This window comes from Streptomyces sp. AC558_RSS880 (assembly GCF_019049255.1).
Taxonomy (GTDB): domain Bacteria; phylum Actinomycetota; class Actinomycetes; order Streptomycetales; family Streptomycetaceae; genus Streptomyces.
This window is the reverse complement of the sequence record NZ_JAGMUJ010000115.1, coordinates 7355-26869: the sequence shown is the minus strand read 5'-3', so window position 1 is coordinate 26869 and position 19515 is coordinate 7355. Positions and strand designations below refer to the sequence as shown.

The following is a 19515-nucleotide window of genomic DNA, read 5'->3' as shown; positions in this document are numbered from 1 at the left end:
CCTCACGACCGGCGCAGCCGTGCCGCGCCCTTCAGGGTCCGCGCCGCCAGCGCCGCCAGGCGCGGACGGGTGCGCACGAAGCCGTGCGCGCGCCGCGCGGGTTCGCGGCTCAGCCAGTGCAGCGCGGCGCCCGCGCCCGGACGGGTCGCCGCCCCCTCGTAGACGGCGAGTTCGCCGGTCTTCAGCGAGTCCTTGTACTCGGCCGGACCGCGCCCCAGGTCGAGCATCCCGATGCCCTCGGCCGCCGCCGCCTCGGCCATCCGCAGATGCAGCACGAGACCGGGCGAGTACTTCGCGAACTCCGGGTCGTACGCCGGGAACCAGCAGGCCAGGACGGACGCCGACCGCAGCCCGAAGTGCGCGGCGACGGGACGGTCCCCGGCGTACAGGACCGACAGCGTGCCCGTGCACTGGGCGGCCCGGGTCCCGGCGAGCCGGCCCACGAGCCGGGCGATCCACTCCCGCGCGAACCGGTCGCGCCGCCCGGTCCTGCGGTACTGCGCCGACTTCCACCCCATCAGCGCGCGCAGCACGGCCGGGTCGCGCTCGTCGAAGACGAACCGCACGGCTCCGGACCGGCGGCCCAGCCTGCGCTCCTTGGCCAGCGTGGTCTTCAGGAACTTCGGCGACCGGGCGTGCAGCACCGACTCGTACGTCTCGTAGCCCTTCTCCACGTCGATGACGTACGTGGCGTGCTCCTCGGCCGCGTACGGCACGAACAGCTCCTGCCCGGCCTCCAGGTTGTCGAAGGCGAAGCTCGACACCGAGCAGGCCCGCAGCAGTTCACCCGTCTCCAGGGCGGCACCGGGGGCCAGGACCGCGCCCTGGCAGTCCGACACCCCGAGCCCGATCGCCCGGCCCTGCCCCAGCACACCCCGCTCGTACGGCAGGAAGCCCGCCGGCTGCCCGCCCGCGTACAGCACGGCGACCCGGGCCCGCGGCCGCACCCGGGCCACCGCGACGCTGAACTCCGGTTCCATGAACGGGTTGCGCGGTGCGTCCGTCGCGGCGCGCAGTTCCCGCCAGCGCTCCCGTTCCCCCTCGCCGAGCTCCTCGGGCCTCAGCACGCGCATGCGTCCACTGCTCACCTGACCCCCCGATCAAGTCCCCCCTGGACTCTTGGAAGGTACCGCCCGGAACCAGGAGGACGGTAGATAGCGGACCATGTTCTTGCCAAACGGGGAAAGAGACCTGAACCGGTCCTTACCCGGCGTCGAGAGAAGGGGAACCGCACCGAAAGCGAGCGCAAACGGGCGCGGTGAATCGGACCGTCGGGTTGTCCGTATTCTCTGATCATGGCCGCACCCACCGATTGTTCGCTCATCGCCACCGACCTGGACGGGACGCTGCTGCGCGGCGACGACACCCTCTCCGACCGGTCCCTCGCCGCGCTCGCGCGTGCGGAGCGGGCCGGCGCGCGGCACCTCGTGGTGACGGGGCGCCCGGCCCCCAGAGTGCGGCCGCTCCTGGACGACCTCGGCTGTACGGGGCTCGCGGTGTGCGGACAGGGCGCGCAGGTGTACGACGCCGGCGCGGACCGGCTGCTGTGGTCCGTGACGCTGGACCGGGAACTGGCGGAGACCGCGCTCGGCAAGATCGAGGCCGAGGTGGGGGAGGTGTACGCCGCGGTCGACCAGGACGGGGTCGACGGGCTGACGCTGATCGAGCCCGGCTATCTGATGCCGCACCCGACCCTGCCCGCGGTGCGGGTCGAGCGGCGCGGGGAGCTGTGGGACCGGCCGATCAGCAAGGTGCTGCTGCGCCACCCGGACCTGTCCGACGACGCGTTGGCGGCGGCGGCCCGGTCGGTGGTCGGTTCACTGGCCACGGTCACCATGTCGGGGCCGGGCACCGTGGAGCTCCAGCCGTGCGGGGTGACCAAGGCCACGGGGCTGGCGCTGGCCGCCGAACACCTGGGGCTGAGCCCGGCGCGGACGATCGCCTTCGGCGACATGCCGAACGACATCCCCATGTTCGACTGGGCGGCCCACGGCGTCGCCATGGCCAACGCGCATCCCGAACTGAAGGCGGTGGCGGACGAGGTCACCACGTCGAACGAGGACGACGGCGTGGCCGTCGTCCTCGAGCGACTGTTCGGCGGGGCGATGACGCTCGCCCGTCAGCGGGTGGCTCAGTACGCGCCGAAGACGTTGTCGATGGAGCCGTAGCGGTCGGCGGCGTAGTTGCAGGCCGCCGTGATGTTCGCGACCGGGTCGTACGGGTCGAAGGCGGTGCCGGGCACGTGGTAGGCCGCGAAGGTCGGGTCGATGACCTGCAGCAGGCCCTTCGACGGGGTGCCCTTGGCGGCGTTGGAGTCCCAGTTGTTGATGGCGTACGGGTTGCCGGAGGACTCGCGCATGATGTTGCGGTGGATGGCGTCGTAGCTGCCCGGGATGCCGTGCTGCGCCATGATGTCCAGCGACTCGCGGATCCAGCCGTCGAGGTTGTCCGGGTACGCCGTCGCGGGGGCGGCAGCGGTCGTCGTCGTCGGCTCGGTGGTGGCCGCGGCGGCGCCGGTGGCGCCGAACAGCGGCAGGGCGACCACGGCGACGCCGGTGCCGGCGACGGCGAGGGAGCGGGCGAGGCGGCGGCGGTGCTGACCGAAAGCAGGCATGTCTGGGTTCCTCTCCTACGCCTGCGAGGTGAGCTGTCGGGTTCGGGCGGGAGAGTGCCCGGCCGTGCCCCTGCGGGCATGGCTTCACCCCTAGCCGTTCCGGCGCGTGTCCGGTCCGGCGGCTTACCTGGGTCCCCCGCTCCTGCCGTTCTGAGTGATCGTCGTGGGTTGATGCGGGTGGCGGCAGGATTAGGCGTCCACCCGGCAGGCCCGGAACGTATGCGAGAGCACATGTCGGGAACAAGTGCGGACATCACACAAGGCGCCGTTTGATCTTGCAATGGGCGTTTTGGGGTGCTTGATCCTTTGCGAGTGCCAAGGGTCAACTCGGTGCTGCGGAAAGGGAGAAGGTGAGTGGCGGCCGGTGGTGGGGGTGCCGGGTCGCGCGTGACCCACTTCACTGGGGATCGCCTGTGAGCGCATTTTTCGCCAAGGGGAATTCGCTCATTATTTGCGGCAAATCGGACGTCGGGACGGGCAGGATGGTTCGCGTGATGGGTCGTGGCCCGGAGGGCGGGTCGGAGGCCGGGTCGAGGAGTGGATCGCCGCGTCCGGGAAAGTCGGAGAATGTCCGTCGTTGTCGAAGGGTCAAAAGCACTCCGCTCCTGCTCCCGTACCGCCCTGCCCGTAACCCCGGGCGCTGACGGTGATCGAAACGTGACCGGATACGCTGACTTGAGTGAAGGCAGCGACCTATCGACATTCCGTGTAATCGCCAGTGGACACCAGCAGACAGGAGACCCCTCGTGACCGTCGTCGGGCCGTTCGGGCTGAGCGTGCGGGACCAGGCTCTGGAAGCCGATGTCCAGGCCGGAATGGCGGCTGTCGAGGAAGGGCTGCTCGAGGCCACCAAGAGTGAGGTCCCCTTCATCACGGAAGCCGCCCAGCACCTGGTGCGGGCCGGCGGCAAGAGGTTCCGTCCGCTGCTGGTGATGCTCGCCGCCCAGTTCGGCGACCCCTACGCGCCCGGTGTCGTGCCCTCGGCCGTGGTGGTGGAGCTCACCCACCTGGCCACGCTGTACCACGACGACGTGATGGACGAGGCCGAGGTGCGGCGCGGCGTCGACAGCGCGAACGCCCGCTGGGGCAACTCCGTCGCGGTCCTCACCGGGGACTTCCTCTTCGCACGGGCCTCGCACATCCTGGCCGACCTCGGTCCTGAGGCCGTGCGGGTGCAGGCCGAGGCGTTCGAGCGGCTGGTCACCGGGCAGATCCTGGAGACCGCGGGACCGCAGGACGGCCGCGACCCGGTCGACCACTACCTCGACGTGCTCGGCGGCAAGACCGGCTCGCTGGTCGCCGTCGCCTGCCGGTTCGGCGCGATGATGTCCGGGGCCGAGGAGACGGTCGTGGACGTGCTGACCCAGTACGGCGAGCGGCTCGGCGTCGCCTTCCAGCTCGCCGACGACGTCCTGGACATCGCCTCCGACCCCCACGAGTCCGGCAAGACCCCCGGCACCGACCTGCGCGAGGGCATCGCCACCCTGCCCGTGCTGCGGCTGCGCGAACGGGCGGCCCGGCTGAGTCTCGCCGACGACATCGCCCTGTGCGAGCTGCTCGACTCCGACCTCACCGACGACGTCCGGCACGCGGAGGCGCTGCGGCTGCTGCGCGTCCACCCCGCGCTGGAGCAGGCCCGCCGGGACACCGTGCGGTACGCCGAGGAGGCGCGCGCGGCGCTGGCCCCGCTGCGGGAGTGCGAGGCGAAGGCGGCACTCGTGCAGCTGTGCGACGCGGTGGTGTACCGCGCGGGCTGAGCCGGCCCGGACTCCCCCGTGACCCCTACGGGGCGGGGGAGGAAACCGCCCTCCGTGTCATACCCCAGCAGTACGTGGAGTTGCGTCCGGGGTCTGACGAATCCGCCTGCCGGATTTGGTCAGATGGACCACGACGGACAACACCACTTCTCACCGATTCGGGTGAGAATGGCGGCTCAGGGTGAGACTGGTGCGAGAACACGAGACGAAAAGCCGCCGCCGACCACGGAGGTAGGGCACACATGGCACCGTACGAATCCGACGACATGACGACCGCGGGGGAGGCCGGCGAGCCGCGCACGCGACGGCGCAGGGCCGCGCGGTACGTCGTCCCGGTCACGGTGATGGGAGTGGCGGCCGCGACCATCGGGCTCGTCCCCGCGATCGCCGACTCCGGCGACCCCGATCTGCCGGAGATCACCGCAGCGCAGCTGATAGAGAAGATCGCGAAGTCGGACGTCGAGCAGCTGTCCGGCACCGTGAAGATCACCACGGACCTCGGTCTGCCGGACCTCGGCGGCCTGGAGAGCAGCCTCACGTCGGGCGCCGCGGGGCGGGGCGAGGACGGCGGCTCCTCGGCCGACCCGTCCGCCAAGCTCACCGAACTGGCGTCCGGCACGCACACCCTGCGCGTCGCGGTCGACGGCCCGGACCGGCAGAAGGTGTCGCTCCTGGAGAACGCCGCCGAGTACAGCCTGATCCACAACGGCGAGGACGTCTGGGGCTACGACAGCGCGTCCAACGAGGTCTACCACGGCACCGTCGACGCCTCCGGCGAGGACCGGGAGCAGCAGCCCCCGGCCACCCCGAAGGACTTCGCCGAGGAGGCGCTGAAGTCGGTCGACGACACCACGTCCGTGACCGTCGACGGCACCGCCCAGGTGGCCGGCCGGGACGCGTACAGGCTGGTCGTCAAGCCCAGGCAGTCCGGCTCCACGGTCGGCGCGATCAGCATCGCGGTCGACCACAAGACCGGTATGCCGCTGAAGTTCACGCTCACCCCGTCGAGCGGTGGCGCGGCCGTCGTGGACGTCGGCTTCACCGAGGTGAGCTTCGACAAGCCGGCCGCGTCGACGTTCGAGTTCACCCCGCCCAAGGGCGCCGAGGTGACCGAGGACGGCGAACTCGACCACGGCCGGGAGCGCTCCGGGAAGCCGGAGAGCGCCCCGAAGTCCGAGGAGGACCTGGCCAAGGGCCTCGACGGGCTGAAGATGCTCGGCGAGGGCTGGAACTCCGTCACCGTCTTCGACACCGGCGGCCAGGGCGGCCTGCCCACCGGCGAGGCCGGCGGTGACCTCGGCGGCTTCCTCGGCTCGCTCGGCGACCAGGTCGAGGGCGAGTTCGGCACCGGCACGGTGTTCAGCACCCGCCTGGTGAACGCCCTGATCACCGAGGACGGCAAGGTCTACGTGGGCACCGTCACCAAGGACGCGCTCGTGAAGGCGGCCGACGCGGGGAAGTAAGGCCCCGGGACCTTACGACGTGACGACGTGACGACGTGACAGGGAACGAGGGAGCCGATGGGCGAGGCGTCCGCCACGAAGCCGGAAGGTGACGGCGCGGATGCGGGTGACGGCGTCATCGCCACCCGCGCGCTCACCAAGCGCTACCGCGGCGGACAGCTCGCCGTCGACGGTCTGCACCTGACCGTCCCGGCGGGCAGCGTCTTCGGCTTCCTCGGCCCCAACGGCTCCGGCAAGACCACCACCATCCGCATGCTGATGGGCCTGATCGAACCGACCTCCGGCACGGCGCACGTCCTGGGGCGCCCCATGCCGCGCTCCGCGCGCGCCGTGCTGCCCCACGTCGGCGCCCTCATCGAGGGCCCGGCCCTGTACGGCTTCCTCTCGGGCCGGGACAACCTCCTGCGCTACGACGCCGCCGACCCGACCGCGGACCCGCGCACCCGGCGCACCCGCGTCGCCGCCGCCCTGGACCGGGTGGGCCTCACGGCCGCCGCCGGCAAGAAGGCGAAGGCGTACTCCCTCGGCATGAAGCAGCGCCTCGGCCTCGCGGCCGCCCTGCTCCAGCCGCGCCGGCTGCTCGTCCTGGACGAGCCGACCAACGGCCTCGACCCGCAGGGCATGCGGGAGATCCGCACGCTCGTCCGCGAGCTGGCCTCGGACGGCACCACCGTCTTCCTCTCCTCCCACCTGCTCGACGAGATCGAGCAGGTGTGCACGCACGCCGCCGTGATGGCCCGGGGCCGGCTGATCACCCAGGGTCCGGTCGCCGACCTGGCCGCGGGCGCCCGCGGCCGGCTGGTGGTGACCACACCGGACCCGGCGGACGCGGCCCGGGTGCTCAAGGAGCAGGGGGTCGCCGATGTCGTCGTGGACGGGGAGCGGGTGACCGGCGAGCTGCCCGAGCGCGACCTCGCCGAGGTCAACGCCGCACTGGTCACCGCCGGTGTCCGGGTGCGCGGCTTCGGGGTCGAACGGGCCTCGCTGGAGGACGCGTTCGTGGCGCTGACCGGGGAGGGCTTCGATGTCGCAGGCTGAAACGGTGCGGAGGGTGAGCCCGTTGTGGACCCTCGGGCTGCTGCGCAGCGAGCTGCTCACCACCTTCCGGCGCTGGCGCACCCTCGCCCTGCTCGGGGTGCTGGCCGCCGTACCGGTCCTGGTCGGCATCGCCGTACGGATCGAGACCGGCGACGGCTCGTCGGCCGGTGGCGGGGGCGGCGGGGGAGGACCGGCGTTCATCTCGCAGATCACCAACAACGGCCTGTTCCTGGTCTTCACCGCGCTCGCCGCCACGCTGCCGTTCTTCCTGCCCATGGCGATCGGGGTCGTCGCGGGCGACGCCGTCGCCGGCGAGGCGAACGCCGGCACCCTGCGCTACCTCCTGGTCGCCCCCGCCGGGCGGAGCCGCCTGCTGCTCACCAAGTACGCGACGGTCATGGTCTTCTGTCTGGCCGCCACCCTCGTGGTCGCCGTATCGGCGCTGATCACCGGCGCGCTGCTGTTCCCGCTGGGCGACCTCACGACCATCTCGGGCACCCGGATCGGCTTCGGCGAGGGACTGGCCAGAGCCCTGCTCATCGCCCTGGTCGTCGCCGTGTCACTGATCGGGGTGGCGGCGCTCGGCCTGTTCGTCTCCACGCTGACCAACAGCGGCATCGCGGCGATGGCGACCACGGTCGGGCTGCTGATCACGGTCCAGATCCTCGACCAGATCCCGCAGCTGCACGCCCTGCACCCCTATCTCTTCTCCCACTACTGGCTGTCCTTCGCCGACCTGATGCGCGAACCGGTCTACTGGGACGACCTGATGAAGAACCTCGGCCTCCAGGCCCTCTACGCGGCCGTGTTCGGCTCGGCGGCCTGGGCGCGGTTCACGGCGAAGGACATCACCGCGTAGGGAAACGCGCTGGCCCGGGCGGGCCGGGGCGTGTGAGGGTTCGGCCCATGGGCAACTCACGGGCGTACCCCGTCCTGCGGACCACCGACGCGGCCGAGGCGTACCGGCAGGCCGAGCGGCTGTGCGCGCTGCTGGAGCAGATCGACGACCGGATCTGGCTCTTCGCCGAGACGCGGACGGTCCGGGAGGTGCGGCAGATGGCCGGCCTCGTCCCCGGGGCGTCCTTCACCTACATGCGGCCGCGCAGGGATCCGGCGACGGGCTCTTCCCTCTTCTTCGACCTCGACGTGACGATGCTGGACGACGCCGAACTCCGCACGCACCTGCCGCTGGTCTTCAGTGAGGACGTCGAGCGCGGGGACGTCGAGGAACGGTTCCTGGCCGCACTGGGCGAGGGCATGGCCTCCGTCCGGTGGGACGGCTGCTGGCCGGACGACCCGGAGACGGACTCGTACGGCCACTGGGCGTACGACGGGGTCCAGGTCGTGTTCCACGGCGACGAGGCGCAGTACGACGACAAGTGGACCGAGGACCACACCGTCTTCGTCCACGTGACCAAGCACGGCGATCTCGAGCGCGCCCGGAAGCTCGCCGCCCACATCGGCAGCGAGGTCCTGGGCGAAGCCCAGCTCGGCTGGTGAGGCGGCGCCGGTGTCAGCCGGCCTCGTACGGGAAGCGGGCGAAGGGCGTCTCCTGGGCGAAGAACGTCTTGGCCCGTGCCAGCGCCTCCGTGTCCTTCAGCACGTCGCCCGGCTTGCTGCCGTTGCCGAGCAGGACCCCGCCGAAGCGCATCCCCATGTACGCGGCCGAGTTGTTCAGCGTGCCGACCAGCGGGTCGGCGACCTCCGGCTCCTCGTGCGCGAGCGCGGTGACGCCCCACAGGGTGCGCCCCGCCAGGGTCGCCTTGAAGTCCAGGCCGGGGGTGCGCAGCCAGCCCGACCAGTGGTCCAGGTAGCGCTTGGTCTGCGCGGACACCGAGTACCAGTACAGCGGCGAGGCGATCACCACGTCCGTCGCCGCGAGGGTGGCGTCAAGGAGCAGGGCCACGTTGCCCTCCGTGGGGCGGACGTGGTCGCTGTCGTGGCGCAGGTCCTCGAAGTCGGGCAGCGGGTGGGCGGCGAGGTCGATCCACCGCTGCTCCACGTCCGGGGGCAGCTGTTCGGCGGCCCGGCGGGCCAGCAGTTCGGTGTTTCCGTCGGGACGGGCACTGCCCAGGACGAAGAGGAAACGACGGGCCATGATCATCTCCGGATGCTCGGCGTACGTCAACTGCAGGCATGTGCATCATATGCGCGTGCATCTACATATCAAAGGGGTGGCGCGGTTCCGGGCGAAGGGGAGCCGGTCGCTCAGCCGGTGATGGTCGTCCCGTGCCGTTCCGCCTCCCGCGCCACCGCGAGCAGCAGACCCTCCCGCCCGCGCGGCGCGACCAGCTGGAGCCCCGCCGGGCAGCCGTCGGCGCCGAACCCGGCCGGGAGGCTCAGCGCGGGGTGCCCGCTGACGTTGAACGCCCAGGTGAGCGCGGTCGAGTAGACCTCGCCGGGGCCGTCGTGGCCGTGCGGTGCGGTGGGCGCCGTGGGGGTGAGCAGCAGCCCGGCGCCCGCGAACAGGCGGTCCAGGCGCCGGTCGTTCTCCGCCCGGACGCGGTGGGCGTCGGCGAGATCGGCACCGGGGGTGCGCAGGGCGAGCCAGGCCGGGGCGGGGTCGAGGAGCTCCGGCGGCGACGAGGGCCGTACGAGCCGTACGACACCGGCGTCGACCAGCCGGTCGACCGCCGCCCGGGCCAGGGCGACGGGTTCCGCGTCGGGGTCGGCGAAGCCGAGGCCGGGGGACCAGCGGGCGGAGACGGGAAAGGGGACCGGGACCTCGTCGGCGGTGGGCCGCCCCGACACCACCCGCCACCAGGCCGCCGCGTCCGAGGCCGTGCGGGCGAGGACTCCGGGCGCGGCGAGGCCCGTACGGTCGGCCGAGGGGAGCCGGCCGCCCGTGACCTTCAGCCCGACGACCCCGCACCACGCCGCCGGGATCCGCACCGAGCCCGCGCCGTCGCTGCCCGTCGCCAGGGGCACCAGCCCGGCCGCCACCGCCACGGCCGCCCCGGCCGAGGAGCCGCCCGGCGTACGGTCCGCCCGCCACGGGTTGACGGTACGGCCGTGCGCCCCGAGCCCCCAGGTCTGCCAGGGCGTTCCCGGACCGGGCACCGACGTGGCCCCCACGGCGACACCGCCGGCCGCGAGCAGCGGCCCCGCCGCACGCAGCCCGTGCCGCCCCTTGACCGCGACCGGCACCCCGGCCAGCGGCAGCCGCTCCCCGGCGGCGACCCGCGCGTCCACCTCGTCCGCCCGCCGCAGCGCCTCCTCGCCCCACACCTCGAGGAACGCGCACAGCACCGGATCGGCCCGCTCGATCCGCTCCAGCGCCTCCGCGACCACCTCCACGGCCCGCAGCCGCCTCCCGCGCACCGCGGAGGCGATCTCCTCGACCGAGGCGGACGCACGAGAGCCGTGTCCCCGACCGTCCGGCGCACGGACGCCCGAGACCGGCCGCGGTTCCCCGCTCAGGGCATCGCGCCCGTCAGGCGGGCCAGTGGCTCCGTCCCGCGGGGCGGCCGGCCGCTCAGGTCGCCCAGGCGCCACTCGTTCACCCAGGGCACGCGGTACACGTCGATCACCGACTCGACGCTCCGGAGCCGGTGGGCGAGGGGACGCGGCAACCGTCCCGGCGCGTCCGCCACCAGGACGACGGCGTCCAGCCGCAGCCCCTGCGGTGCCTCGCCGCGCCGGACCATGTCCACGGCCGGGACCACGGCGTCCAGACCGGCGGCGTGGGTCCGGGCGACGAGCAGTACCGACCGCGGACCGGCGGGGCCGGGCCAGGCGCGTCCGCTGTCATGACCGCCGTAGACCGTGGCGAGCGTGGAGACGCCCGCGCCGCCGTGCAGGCCGACCCAGGAGAAGCGGCGGGCCGTCGCCCGCGCGGGGGCGGGCTCCGGCGGGGCCGCCTCCGGTACCGCCACCGGCCCTCGGATCCAGATCTCCGGTCCTTGTCCCATGTCCCCTCTCCCGCTCGTCACCTCGATTCTCCTGCTCGCCACCTCGGTCCTCATGCCGCCGGACGGGCGGGAAACCGGCGCGGACGGCCGTTGGGACGAGCCTGTGACAACGCGGTGACGTGAGAAGCGCGAGCGAGCGGACAGACTCGACGATAGGTGTACGACCCGAATGAGGGAACGATGTCTCGACTCAGCCGCGAGAAGAAGCGGGAACAGCAGCAGGCCGCCCATGCGGCGAACCTTGCGGCAGCGCCGATCGACGTCCGTGTCCCCGTGGGCGGGGCGGATACGGGCCGGGCGTCGGTCGGCGGGGTGACGGTGGTCGCGGGGCCCGGCGAGGAGATCCAGCAGGCGGTGCTGAACCGCCTCCACCGCATCGCCATCGCCTCCGGTCACGCCGTCCTCGCCACCGTGCACGACGAGCGCCTCGGCTACGTCATTCCGCTCCAGGTCGACCCGGACGGCTCCAGCCACTTCACGGCGCGGCCCGCCCCGACGGCACCGGCGCAGGACCGGGAGCCGGTGCGGGAGCCCGGTACGGAACGGCCGGCGCACTTCCCGCGCCCCGTGGCGGAACCGCAGGCGCCGGCGGAGACGACCGCGCGGCCGGACCCCGTACGGGACGCCACCCCCACCTTCGCACTGCGCCCCGTCCCCGAGCCGGGGGCTCCCCGGGACGCCGTACCGACGTTCCGGCTGCGCGCCGTGCCCGAGTCGGCGGAGATCACGCCGCCCGGCACGGTCGCACCTCCGAGGGGCGAGTTCGGTCCGCCCCCGGCCATGGACGCGAGGCCGCACCCTTCCCCCGGGACGGACCGGCCCCGGGCGCACGAAACCGCACCGCCCCCCGAGCCCGTACTCGACCCCGACCCCAAGCCCACCCCGCCCCGGGGTTTCGACGCCGTGGCGGAGGCGGTGCTCGGTGACGAACCCCTCGTCGTCGGCGAGAGCCACCTCGCCGAACCCATGGCCCGGGTCAACGACGCCGTCCGGGCGGGCAGGATCGACGCGGCGGCCCGGCTGGCCGAGGAGACCGTCACGGAGGCCTCGGGAACCCTGGGCCCCGAGCACCCGGAGGTGCTGCGGCTGCGCGAACTCGCCGCGTACATCGCCTACCTGGCCGGTGAGCCGCTGCACGCCTTCCGCGTCTCCCTCGACCTCGCCGTGATCTGCCGCCGCGCGGGGGACGCGGAGGCCGCCTACGGCAACGTCCGCAGCGCGGCGACCGCATGGCGCGCGGTGCGCGACCCGCTGCTCGGACTGGAACTCGGACACGAGCTGATCGCCCTGTGGACCGAGCTCACCGCCGAGAACGGCCCCGCCGCCGACGAGATCGAGGAACTGGAGTCCGCCCGCGCCCGCATGGGCCGGCTGACCGAACGCGCCCGCACGCGGCAGACCTGAGCGGCCCCGCCGCACCCAGGGGTTCCCCTAGTGCAGGCAGAACTCGTTGCCTTCCGGATCGGCCATCAGCAGCCACCCTCCGGAAGGCTCCTCCACCCGCCGCAGCACCCGCGCGCCGAGCTCCTCCAGCCGGGCGAGCTCCTCCTCGCGGCGCCCCGCACCGGGATGCAGGTCGAGGTGGAGCCGGTTCTTGACCGTCTTCTCCTCCGGTACGCGCTGGAACAGCAGCCGCCGTCCACGGCCGGTGCCGCTCTCCTCCTCGTACGGGTCGTCGGGGTGCCGTACCGCCGCCAGGTCGCGCCAGGCCCGGCGGCCGTGGGACTCGACGGTCAGCTCGGCCGGGACGGCGCCCGCACCCAGCAGTTTCCCGATGAGCGCGCTGTTGTCCTCGACCACGTAGTGCAGGGCGGCGGCCCAGAAGTCGGCCTGCGCGTGCGGATCGGCCGCGTCGATGACGACCTTCCAGTGCACGGGCGTGGGCGGTGTCGGTGTCGGTGTCTGCGTCATGCGATCAGTTATAGGACGCGGCTCTGACAACGCCCGGCTCTACGACCTGGTTTCCATGTGGTCCGCCCGGGCCGCGGCGGGCGCGCTCCCGGCACGCACCGGGACGGCGGCCGGCACGCTGTCCCCAGTAGTCCCAGTAGTCCCGGTAGTCCCGCTGTCCCCGGTCGCCCCGGCGAGCGCGCGGGCGGCCCGGCGGGCGGTGCGCAGGGCGTCCCAGGTGAGGAGGGTGAGCGCCAGCCACACCAGGGCGAAACCGGCCCAGCGCTCGGGCGGCATGGCCTCCTTGAAGTAGAGGACGCCGAGCAGGAACTGGAAGACCGGCGCCAGGTACTGCAGCAGGCCCAGCGTGGACAGCGGCACGCGGATCGCGGCGGCGCCGAAGCAGACCAGGGGGAGCGCGGTGACGATCCCGGTCGCGGCGAGCAGCGCGGCGTGCCCGGCCCCTTCGGCGGCGAACGTGGAATCGCCCCGGGCGCCCAGCCACAGCAGGTAGGCGAGGGCGGGCAGGAACTGGATCGCGGTCTCGGCGGCCAGCGACTCGACGCCGCCGAGGTTGACCTTCTTCTTCACCAGTCCGTACGTGGCGAAGGAGAAGGCGAGACAGAGCGAGATCCACGGCGGCCGGCCGTAACCGACGGTGAGGACGAGCACCGCCGCGGCGCCCACCCCGACCGCCGCCCACTGCACGGGCCGCAGGCGCTCCTTCAGCAGCAGCACGCCCATCGCGATCGTGACCAGCGGGTTGATGAAGTAGCCGAGGGAGGCCTCGACGACGTGCCCGGAGTTCACGGACCAGATGTAGACGCCCCAGTTGACGGTGATGACCGCCGCGGCGACCGTGATCAGCGCCAGTTTGCGCGGCTGCCGCAGCAGCTCCCCGAGCCAGGCCCAGCGGCGTATGAGGAGCAGGGCGGCGGCCACGAAGAACAGTGACCAGACCATCCGGTGGGCCAGGATCTCCACCGCTCCGGCGGGCTTGAGCAAGGGCCAGAACAGCGGGACGAGCCCCCACATCCCGTACGCCGCGAAGCCGTTCAGCAGTCCTGTGCGCCGCTCTGCGGCCGGCTTCCCGGTCATCGGCCCCTCCTCCGTGTCCGACGCGTGCCCTGTCTCCCGCGATGCCCGCCCACGCGCGCGGTGCTCGCCGGACGACGGTAACGCCGGACACCCCCGCGTGTCATGTCCGTACCGGCATACGGTCATGACGGGCGGGGGTGGCGGCCTCGGCGATCCTCCGGATCAGCCCTTGAGGGCGGCGGCGACGGCCTCGGCGAGCGGGGTGGTCGGGCGGCCGGCCAGCCGGGACAGATCGCCGCTGTCGACGACCAGCTCCCCCTTCTCGATCGAGACGTCCACGCCCGCGAGCACCGCGGCCAGCGGCTCGGGTACCCCGGCACCGGCCAGGATGCCGGTGAGCGCCTCGGGCGTGACCGGGGTGTAGACGATCTCCTTGCCGGTCTGCCGGCTCAGCTCGGCCGCGTACTCGGCGAAGCTCCACGCCTCGTCGCCGCCCAGCTCGTACGTCTTGTTCTCGTGCCCCTCGCCGGTCAGCACGGCGACGGCGGCGGCCGCGTAGTCGGCCCGCGAGGCGGAGGAGATCCGGCCCTGGCCGGCGGCGGCGACGACCGCGTCGTGGGCGAGCACCGGAGCGAGGTTCTCGGTGTAGTTCTCGTGGTACCAGCCGTTGCGCAGCAGCGTGTACGGCACGCCCGAGCCCAGCAGCGCCTCCTCGGTGCCGCGGTGGTCGTCGGCGAGGGCGGCGGTCAGGGAGCCGGGGGCGCTGGTGTACGCGAGCAGGGCGACACCCGCGGCCTTCGCGGCGTCGATGACGATCCGGTGCTGGCCCACCCGGCCCTTGTCGAACTCGTTGCCCGAGATCAGCAGGACCTTGTCACCGGCCGCGAACAGCCCGTCGAAGGTCTCGGGGGCGTTGTAGTCGGCGACCGCGATCCGGACGCCGCGCCCGGCGAGGTCCGCCGCCTTCTCCGCGCTGCGGACGACGGCGGTGATCTGCTCGGCCGGAACCTTCTCCAGCAGCTGGTCCACGACGTGACGGCCGAGGTGTCCGGTGGCGCCGGTGACGACGATGCTCATGATGCGGAACTCCTGTGGGGATGCGTGTGCGGGTGTGTCACTCACCCTAGGAGTTGCGCTAACTATTGGAAAGTACCCACTTTGAAGTAAGGTACTGGCATGGCGGTAAGTGATGGTGCCGGGTGGAACGACGGCGAGGCGATGTGCCCGCACCGGCTGATCCTGGAGCACGTGACCAGCCGCTGGGGCGTGCTGGTGCTGATCCAGCTGCTGGAGCGCCCGTACCGCTTCAGCGAACTGCGCCGGGCGATCGGCAGGGTCAGCGAGAAGATGCTCACCCAGACCCTCCAGACCCTGGAGCGCGACGGCCTGGTCCACCGCGACGCCAAGCCGGTCATCCCGCCCCGCGTCGACTACTCCCTCACCGGCCTGGGCCGCGAGGCGGCCGAGCAGGTGCGCGACCTGGCGCTGTGGACCGAGAAGCGCACGGCCGACGTCCTCGCCGCCCGGCAGGCGTACGACGAGGCCCGGGCGCCGTAGCGCACCCGGGCCCCGTTCCGGTCGTCGGCGGGATTCAGCCCACGACCGTCCAGGTGTCGCCACCGGTGAGCAGGGCGGCGAGGTCGCCCTTGCCCCGCTGCTCGACGGCGGTGTCGAGCTGGTCGGCCATGAGGGTGTCGTAGACGGGCCGGTCGACGGAGCGGAAGACGCCGATCGGGGTGTTGTGCAGGGTGCTGGGGTCCGCGAGCCGGGACAGCGCGAACGCCGTGGTGGGCGAGGCGGCGTGGGCGTCGTGGACGAGGACGTCGGCCTCGTTCTCCGGCGTCACGGTGACGACCCTCAGGTCGCCGGTGGCGCGGTCGCGCACGACGCCCTTGGCGTTGTCGGTGCCGAAGCGGATCGGCTGCCCGTGCTCCAGGCGGATCACCGCCTCCTCGGCCTGCTGTCGGTCCTTGAGGACCTCGAAGGCGCCGTCGTTGAAGATGTTGCAGTTCTGGTAGATCTCCACCAGCGCCGTGCCGGGGTGGTCGGCGGCCTGGCGCAGCACCTCGGTGAGGTGCTTGCGGTCGGAGTCGACCGTACGCGCCACGAAGGACGCCTCCGCGCCGATCGCCAGCGACACCGGGTTGAACGGCGCGTCCAGCGATCCCATCGGCGTCGACTTGGTGATCTTGCCGACCTCGGAGGTCGGACTGTACTGGCCCTTGGTCAGGCCGTAGATCCGGTTGTTGAACAGCAGGATCTTGAGGTTGACGTTGCGGCGCAGGGCGTGGATGAGGTGGTTGCCGCCGATGGAGAGGGCGTCGCCGTCGCCGGTGACGACCCAGACGGACAGGTCGCGGCGGGAGGTGGCCAGGCCGGTGGCGATGGCGGGGGCGCGGCCGTGGATGGAGTGCATCCCGTAGGTGTTCATGTAGTACGGGAAGCGGGAGGAGCAGCCGATGCCGGAGACGAAGACGATGTTCTCCCTCGCCAGGCCGAGCTGGGGCATGAAGCCCTGCACGGCCGCCAGGACGGCGTAGTCGCCGCAGCCGGGGCACCAGCGCACCTCCTGGTCGGACTTGAAGTCCTTCATGGACTGCCGGCCCTCGGCCTTGGGCACCAGCTGGAGAAGGGCGTTGGGGTCAGTCATCGATGGCCTCCTTCAGCGCCGTGGCGAGCTGCTCCGCCTTGAACGGCATGCCGTTGACCTGGTTGTACGAGCGGGCGTCGACCAGGTACTTCGCCCGGATGAGGGTGGCGAGCTGCCCGAGGTTCATCTCGGGGACCACCACCTTGTCGTACCTCTCGAGGACCGCGCCGAGGTTGTGCGGGAAGGGGTTGAGGTGGCGCAGGTGGGCCTGCGCGATCCGGCCGCCCTCCTTGCGGATACGGCGCACGGCGGCCGTGATCGGCCCGTAGGTCGACCCCCAGCCCAGCACCAGGGCCTTCGCCCCGTCCGGGTCGTCGACCTCGACGTCGGGTACGTCGATGCCGTCGATCTTCGCCTGCCGGGTGCGGACCATGAAGTCGTGGTTGGCGGGGTCGTAGGAGATGTTGCCCGTGCCGTCCTGCTTCTCGATGCCGCCGATGCGGTGCTCCAGACCCGGTGTGCCGGGGACGGCCCAGGGGCGGGCCAGGGTCTGCGGATCCCGCTTGTACGGCCAGAACACCTCGGTGCCGTCGTCCAGCGCGTGGTTCGGTCCCTGCGCGAACCGCACGGTCAGGTCCGGCAGCTCCTGGAGGTCCGGTACGCGCCAGGGCTCGCTGCCGTTGGCGAGGTAGCCGTCGGAGAGGAGGAAGACGGGTGTGCGGTAGGTCAGGGCGATACGGGCCGCCTCCAGGGCGGCGTCGAAGCAGTCGGCCGGAGTACGGGGTGCGACCACCGGGACCGGCGCCTCGCCGTTGCGGCCGTACATGGCCTGGAGCAGGTCCGCCTGCTCGGTCTTGGTCGGCAGGCCGGTGGACGGGCCGCCGCGCTGGATGTCCACGATCAGCAGCGGCAGCTCCAGCGACACCGCCAGGCCGATGGTCTCGGACTTCAGGGCCACGCCGGGACCGGAGGTGGTGGTGACCGCGAGCGAACCGCCGAAAGCCGCCCCCAGTGCCGCGCCGATGCCGGCGATCTCGTCCTCGGCCTGGAAGGTCCGCACGCCGAAGTTCTTGTGCCGGCTCAGCTCGTGCAGGATGTCCGAGGCCGGGGTGATCGGGTAGGAGCCGAGGTAGAGCGGCAGGTCCGCCTGGCGGGACGCGGCGATCAGTCCGTAGGACAGGGCCAGGTTCCCGGAGATGTTCCGGTAGACGCCGGGCGGGAACGCCTTCGTCGCCGGGGCCACCTCGTAGGAGACCGCGAAGTCCTCCGTCGTCTCGCCGAAGTTCCAGCCGGCCCGGTAGGCCGCGATGTTGGCCGCCGCGATGTCGGGCTTCCTGGCGAACTTCGACCGCAGGAACTTCTCCGTGCCCTCGGTGGGCCGGTGGTACATCCAGCTCAGCAGCCCGAGGGCGAACATGTTCTTGCTGCGCTCGGCCTCCTTGCGGGTGAGGTCGAACTCCTTGAGCGCTTCCACGGTCAGCGTGGTCAGCGGCACCGGGTGCAGGCTGTAGCCGTCCAGCGAGCCGTCCTCCAGCGGGCTGCTGTCGTAGCCGACCTTCTGCATCGCCCGCTTGGTGAACTCGTCCGTGTTGACGATGATCTCCGCGCCGCGCGGCAGGTCCCCGATGTTGGCCTTCAGCGCGGCCGGGTTCATCGCCACCAGCACGTTCGGCGCGTCGCCGGGGGTGAGGATGTCGTGGTCGGCGAAATGGAGCTGGAAGGACGACACACCGGGCAGCGTGCCGGCGGGCGCGCGGATCTCGGCCGGGAAGTTCGGCAGCGTGGAGAGGTCGTTGCCGAACGACGCGGTCTCCGAGGTGAAACGGTCACCGGTGAGCTGCATACCGTCACCCGAGTCCCCCGCGAACCTGATGATCACTCGGTCGAGCCGGCGGACGCCCTTCGTACCCGCCGCTGTGCGCTGCTCCCCGACGACTGCTCCGTCGGCCTGTTCCGCTGGACTGCTGACCTGACTGGTCACTGAACTGGACCTCCTCGAGGCGGCTGTCCGGGACGGCCTTCCCGTAGGCCTTCCCCGCATAAACCCTACGTCCGTGAGGGTCGCCTTCCTCGGCTCATTCGCATGGTGGACACGACTTCGAGACGTCCTCGCTCAGGAGTTGAGGTAGGTGAGAACGGCCAGTACCCGCCGGTGATCGCCGTCGCTCGGGGACAGCCCCAGCTTCAGGAAGATATTGCTGACGTGCTTCTCCACGGCACCGTCGCTGACCACCAGCTGCCTGGCGATCGCCGAGTTCGTCCGGCCCTCCGCCATCAGCCCCAGGACCTCCCGCTCACGCGGGGTGAGTCCCGCGAGCACGTCCTGCTTACGGCTGCGCCCCAGCAGCTGTGCGACGACCTCCGGGTCCAGCGCCGTACCGCCCTCGGCCACCCGCACCACCGCGTCCACGAACTCACGGACCTCGGCCACCCGGTCCTTGAGCAGATAACCGACGCCACGGCTGGAACCGGCGAGCAGCTCCGTGGCGTAGCGCTCCTCCACGTACTGCGACAGCACCAGCACACCGATGCCCGGATGCGTCCTGCGCAGCTGCACCGCGGCCCGCACCCCCTCGTCCGTGTGCGTCGGCGGCATCCGTACGTCGGCCACCACGACGTCCGGGAGCAGGTTCTCCCCGTCCAGCTCGGTGATGGTCTTGATCAGCGCGTCACCGTCACCGACACCGGCCACGACCTCGTGCCCACGGTCGGTCAGCAACCGGGTCAGGCCCTCCCGCAGCAGCACCGAATCCTCGGCGATGACCACCCGCACCCTGTCCTCCACGTTCCTCGGCCCCCCATGCCCCTGATCCGCGCCCGCCCTCGTGGCGGTCCCGGTCGTCAGGTCCAGCATTCCAGCATCCGGTGGGGGATGCGGCGGGGCGACGAGATTGGGGGGTGTCGTCGTGGTGGGCGGGTGCGAGGCCGTGGCCCGCACCCGCCCACCGGTTCCGTCAGTGAAGCCGGCCCGCCCTCATCGTGTCCGCTGCGCCCGCCACGGCAGCTCGGCGGTCACCCGCGTCGGGCCGCCGGCCGGGGAGTCCACCACCAGGATCCCGTCCACCGCGTCCAGCCGCTCCGCCAGCCCGGCCAGTCCGGAACCCTCGGACACATCGGCCCCGCCCACGCCGTTGTCCACGACCTGGAGCATCAGCCGGTTCTCCGTCCGCCACACCTCCACGGCCGCCCAGGTCGCCCGCGAGTGCTTGCTGAT

19 protein-coding genes, 1 pseudogene and 1 riboswitch are annotated in these 19515 nt (G+C 72.2%); of the genes and pseudogenes, 8 read left to right on the top strand and 12 right to left on the bottom strand.

The window, feature by feature from the left end; translation table 11 throughout:
* Window positions 1-2: 2 nt before the first annotated feature.
* A complete protein-coding gene (locus KUM38_RS28980) occupies window positions 3-1073 on the bottom strand; it encodes a GNAT family N-acetyltransferase (RefSeq protein ID WP_217133544.1) in 1071 nt (356 codons plus the stop codon).
* A gap of 222 nt (window positions 1074-1295) precedes the next feature.
* Between KUM38_RS28980 and KUM38_RS28975 the strand changes: the two genes are divergently transcribed.
* On the top strand, window positions 1296-2168 hold the full coding sequence (locus KUM38_RS28975) for an HAD family hydrolase (protein ID WP_217133542.1): 873 nt from the start codon (window positions 1296-1298) through the stop codon (window positions 2166-2168).
* Here KUM38_RS28975 and KUM38_RS28970 read toward each other — a convergent pair.
* Window positions 2132-2614 carry a transglycosylase SLT domain-containing protein gene (locus tag KUM38_RS28970; RefSeq protein ID WP_217133540.1) on the bottom strand — a complete coding sequence of 161 codons (483 nt, stop codon included), beginning with the start codon at window positions 2612-2614 and terminating at the stop codon, window positions 2132-2134. The two genes, KUM38_RS28975 and KUM38_RS28970, sit on opposite strands and share 37 nt — an antisense overlap.
* Before the next feature lie 5 nt (window positions 2615-2619).
* Window positions 2620-2788: riboswitch (cyclic di-AMP (ydaO/yuaA leader) on the bottom strand.
* Between the two features lie 572 nt (window positions 2789-3360).
* Between KUM38_RS28970 and KUM38_RS28965 the strand changes: the two genes are divergently transcribed.
* From KUM38_RS28965 to KUM38_RS28945, 5 genes are all read left to right on the top strand, one after another.
* Complete coding sequence (locus tag KUM38_RS28965; protein WP_217133536.1) at window positions 3361-4371, top strand: polyprenyl synthetase family protein; 1011 nt, start codon at window positions 3361-3363, stop codon at window positions 4369-4371.
* 242 nt (window positions 4372-4613) lie between these two features.
* A complete protein-coding gene (locus tag KUM38_RS28960) occupies window positions 4614-5834 on the top strand; it encodes a DUF2092 domain-containing protein (protein WP_217133534.1) in 1221 nt (406 codons plus the stop codon).
* A gap of 57 nt (window positions 5835-5891) precedes the next feature.
* Entirely contained in the window at window positions 5892-6872 is a 981-nt protein-coding gene (locus tag KUM38_RS28955; RefSeq protein ID WP_217133532.1) for an ABC transporter ATP-binding protein, read from the top strand.
* The gene (locus tag KUM38_RS28950) at window positions 6859-7731 is read left to right on the top strand and encodes an ABC transporter permease (protein WP_217133528.1); all 873 of its coding nucleotides are present in this window, start codon (window positions 6859-6861) and stop codon (window positions 7729-7731) included. Before KUM38_RS28955 ends, KUM38_RS28950 begins: the two co-directional genes overlap by 14 nt.
* A gap of 47 nt (window positions 7732-7778) precedes the next feature.
* A complete protein-coding gene (locus KUM38_RS28945; RefSeq protein ID WP_217133527.1) occupies window positions 7779-8372 on the top strand; it encodes a hypothetical protein in 594 nt (197 codons plus the stop codon).
* Between the two features lie 13 nt (window positions 8373-8385).
* Here KUM38_RS28945 and KUM38_RS28940 read toward each other — a convergent pair whose 3' ends face one another.
* The 3 genes from KUM38_RS28940 to KUM38_RS28930 form a co-directional block, all read right to left on the bottom strand.
* Window positions 8386-8970, bottom strand: coding sequence for a flavodoxin family protein (locus KUM38_RS28940; protein WP_217133715.1), 585 nt, complete (start codon window positions 8968-8970; stop codon window positions 8386-8388).
* Between the two features lie 110 nt (window positions 8971-9080).
* Window positions 9081-10193, bottom strand: coding sequence for an amidase (locus KUM38_RS28935; RefSeq protein ID WP_308409084.1), 1113 nt, complete (start codon window positions 10191-10193; stop codon window positions 9081-9083).
* Between the two features lie 95 nt (window positions 10194-10288).
* Window positions 10289-10783: a DUF6668 family protein gene (locus KUM38_RS28930; RefSeq protein ID WP_217133526.1), complete on the bottom strand. Its 495-nt coding sequence runs from the start codon at window positions 10781-10783 to the stop codon at window positions 10289-10291.
* A 180-nt stretch (window positions 10784-10963) separates the two neighbouring features.
* Between KUM38_RS28930 and KUM38_RS28925 the strand changes: the two genes are divergently transcribed.
* The gene (locus KUM38_RS28925) at window positions 10964-12187 is read left to right on the top strand and encodes a tetratricopeptide repeat protein (RefSeq protein WP_217133525.1); all 1224 of its coding nucleotides are present in this window, start codon (window positions 10964-10966) and stop codon (window positions 12185-12187) included.
* A gap of 27 nt (window positions 12188-12214) precedes the next feature.
* On the opposite strand, the gene KUM38_RS28920 is transcribed toward KUM38_RS28925, so the two are convergent.
* From KUM38_RS28920 to KUM38_RS28910, 3 genes are all read right to left on the bottom strand, one after another.
* Window positions 12215-12694, bottom strand: a complete 480-nt coding sequence (locus tag KUM38_RS28920) for a VOC family protein (protein ID WP_217133524.1) — start codon at window positions 12692-12694, stop codon at window positions 12215-12217.
* Between the two features lie 39 nt (window positions 12695-12733).
* Window positions 12734-13771: an EamA family transporter RarD gene (rarD, locus tag KUM38_RS28915; RefSeq protein ID WP_217133523.1), complete on the bottom strand. Its 1038-nt coding sequence runs from the start codon at window positions 13769-13771 to the stop codon at window positions 12734-12736.
* A 162-nt stretch (window positions 13772-13933) separates the two neighbouring features.
* Window positions 13934-14788 (bottom strand): SDR family oxidoreductase, encoded by an 855-nt coding sequence (locus KUM38_RS28910; protein ID WP_217133522.1) that lies wholly within the window; start codon window positions 14786-14788, stop codon window positions 13934-13936.
* Between the two features lie 99 nt (window positions 14789-14887).
* Between KUM38_RS28910 and KUM38_RS28905 the strand changes: the two genes are divergently transcribed.
* The gene (locus tag KUM38_RS28905; protein WP_217133520.1) at window positions 14888-15268 is read left to right on the top strand and encodes a helix-turn-helix domain-containing protein; all 381 of its coding nucleotides are present in this window, start codon (window positions 14888-14890) and stop codon (window positions 15266-15268) included.
* A 34-nt stretch (window positions 15269-15302) separates the two neighbouring features.
* Here KUM38_RS28905 and KUM38_RS28900 read toward each other — a convergent pair whose 3' ends face one another.
* From KUM38_RS28900 to KUM38_RS28885, 4 genes and pseudogenes are all read right to left on the bottom strand, one after another.
* Window positions 15303-16361, bottom strand: coding sequence for a 2-oxoacid:ferredoxin oxidoreductase subunit beta (locus KUM38_RS28900; RefSeq protein ID WP_217133519.1), 1059 nt, complete (start codon window positions 16359-16361; stop codon window positions 15303-15305).
* Window positions 16354-18282 (bottom strand): 2-oxoacid:acceptor oxidoreductase subunit alpha, encoded by a 1929-nt coding sequence (locus tag KUM38_RS28895; RefSeq protein ID WP_217133517.1) that lies wholly within the window; start codon window positions 18280-18282, stop codon window positions 16354-16356. Before KUM38_RS28895 ends, KUM38_RS28900 begins: the two co-directional genes overlap by 8 nt.
* 132 nt (window positions 18283-18414) lie before the next feature.
* Window positions 18415-19074, bottom strand: a complete 660-nt coding sequence (locus tag KUM38_RS28890; RefSeq protein ID WP_308409088.1) for a response regulator transcription factor — start codon at window positions 19072-19074, stop codon at window positions 18415-18417.
* Between the two features lie 201 nt (window positions 19075-19275).
* Window positions 19276-19515 (bottom strand): annotated as a pseudogene (locus tag KUM38_RS28885) (sensor histidine kinase); the annotation flags it as partial.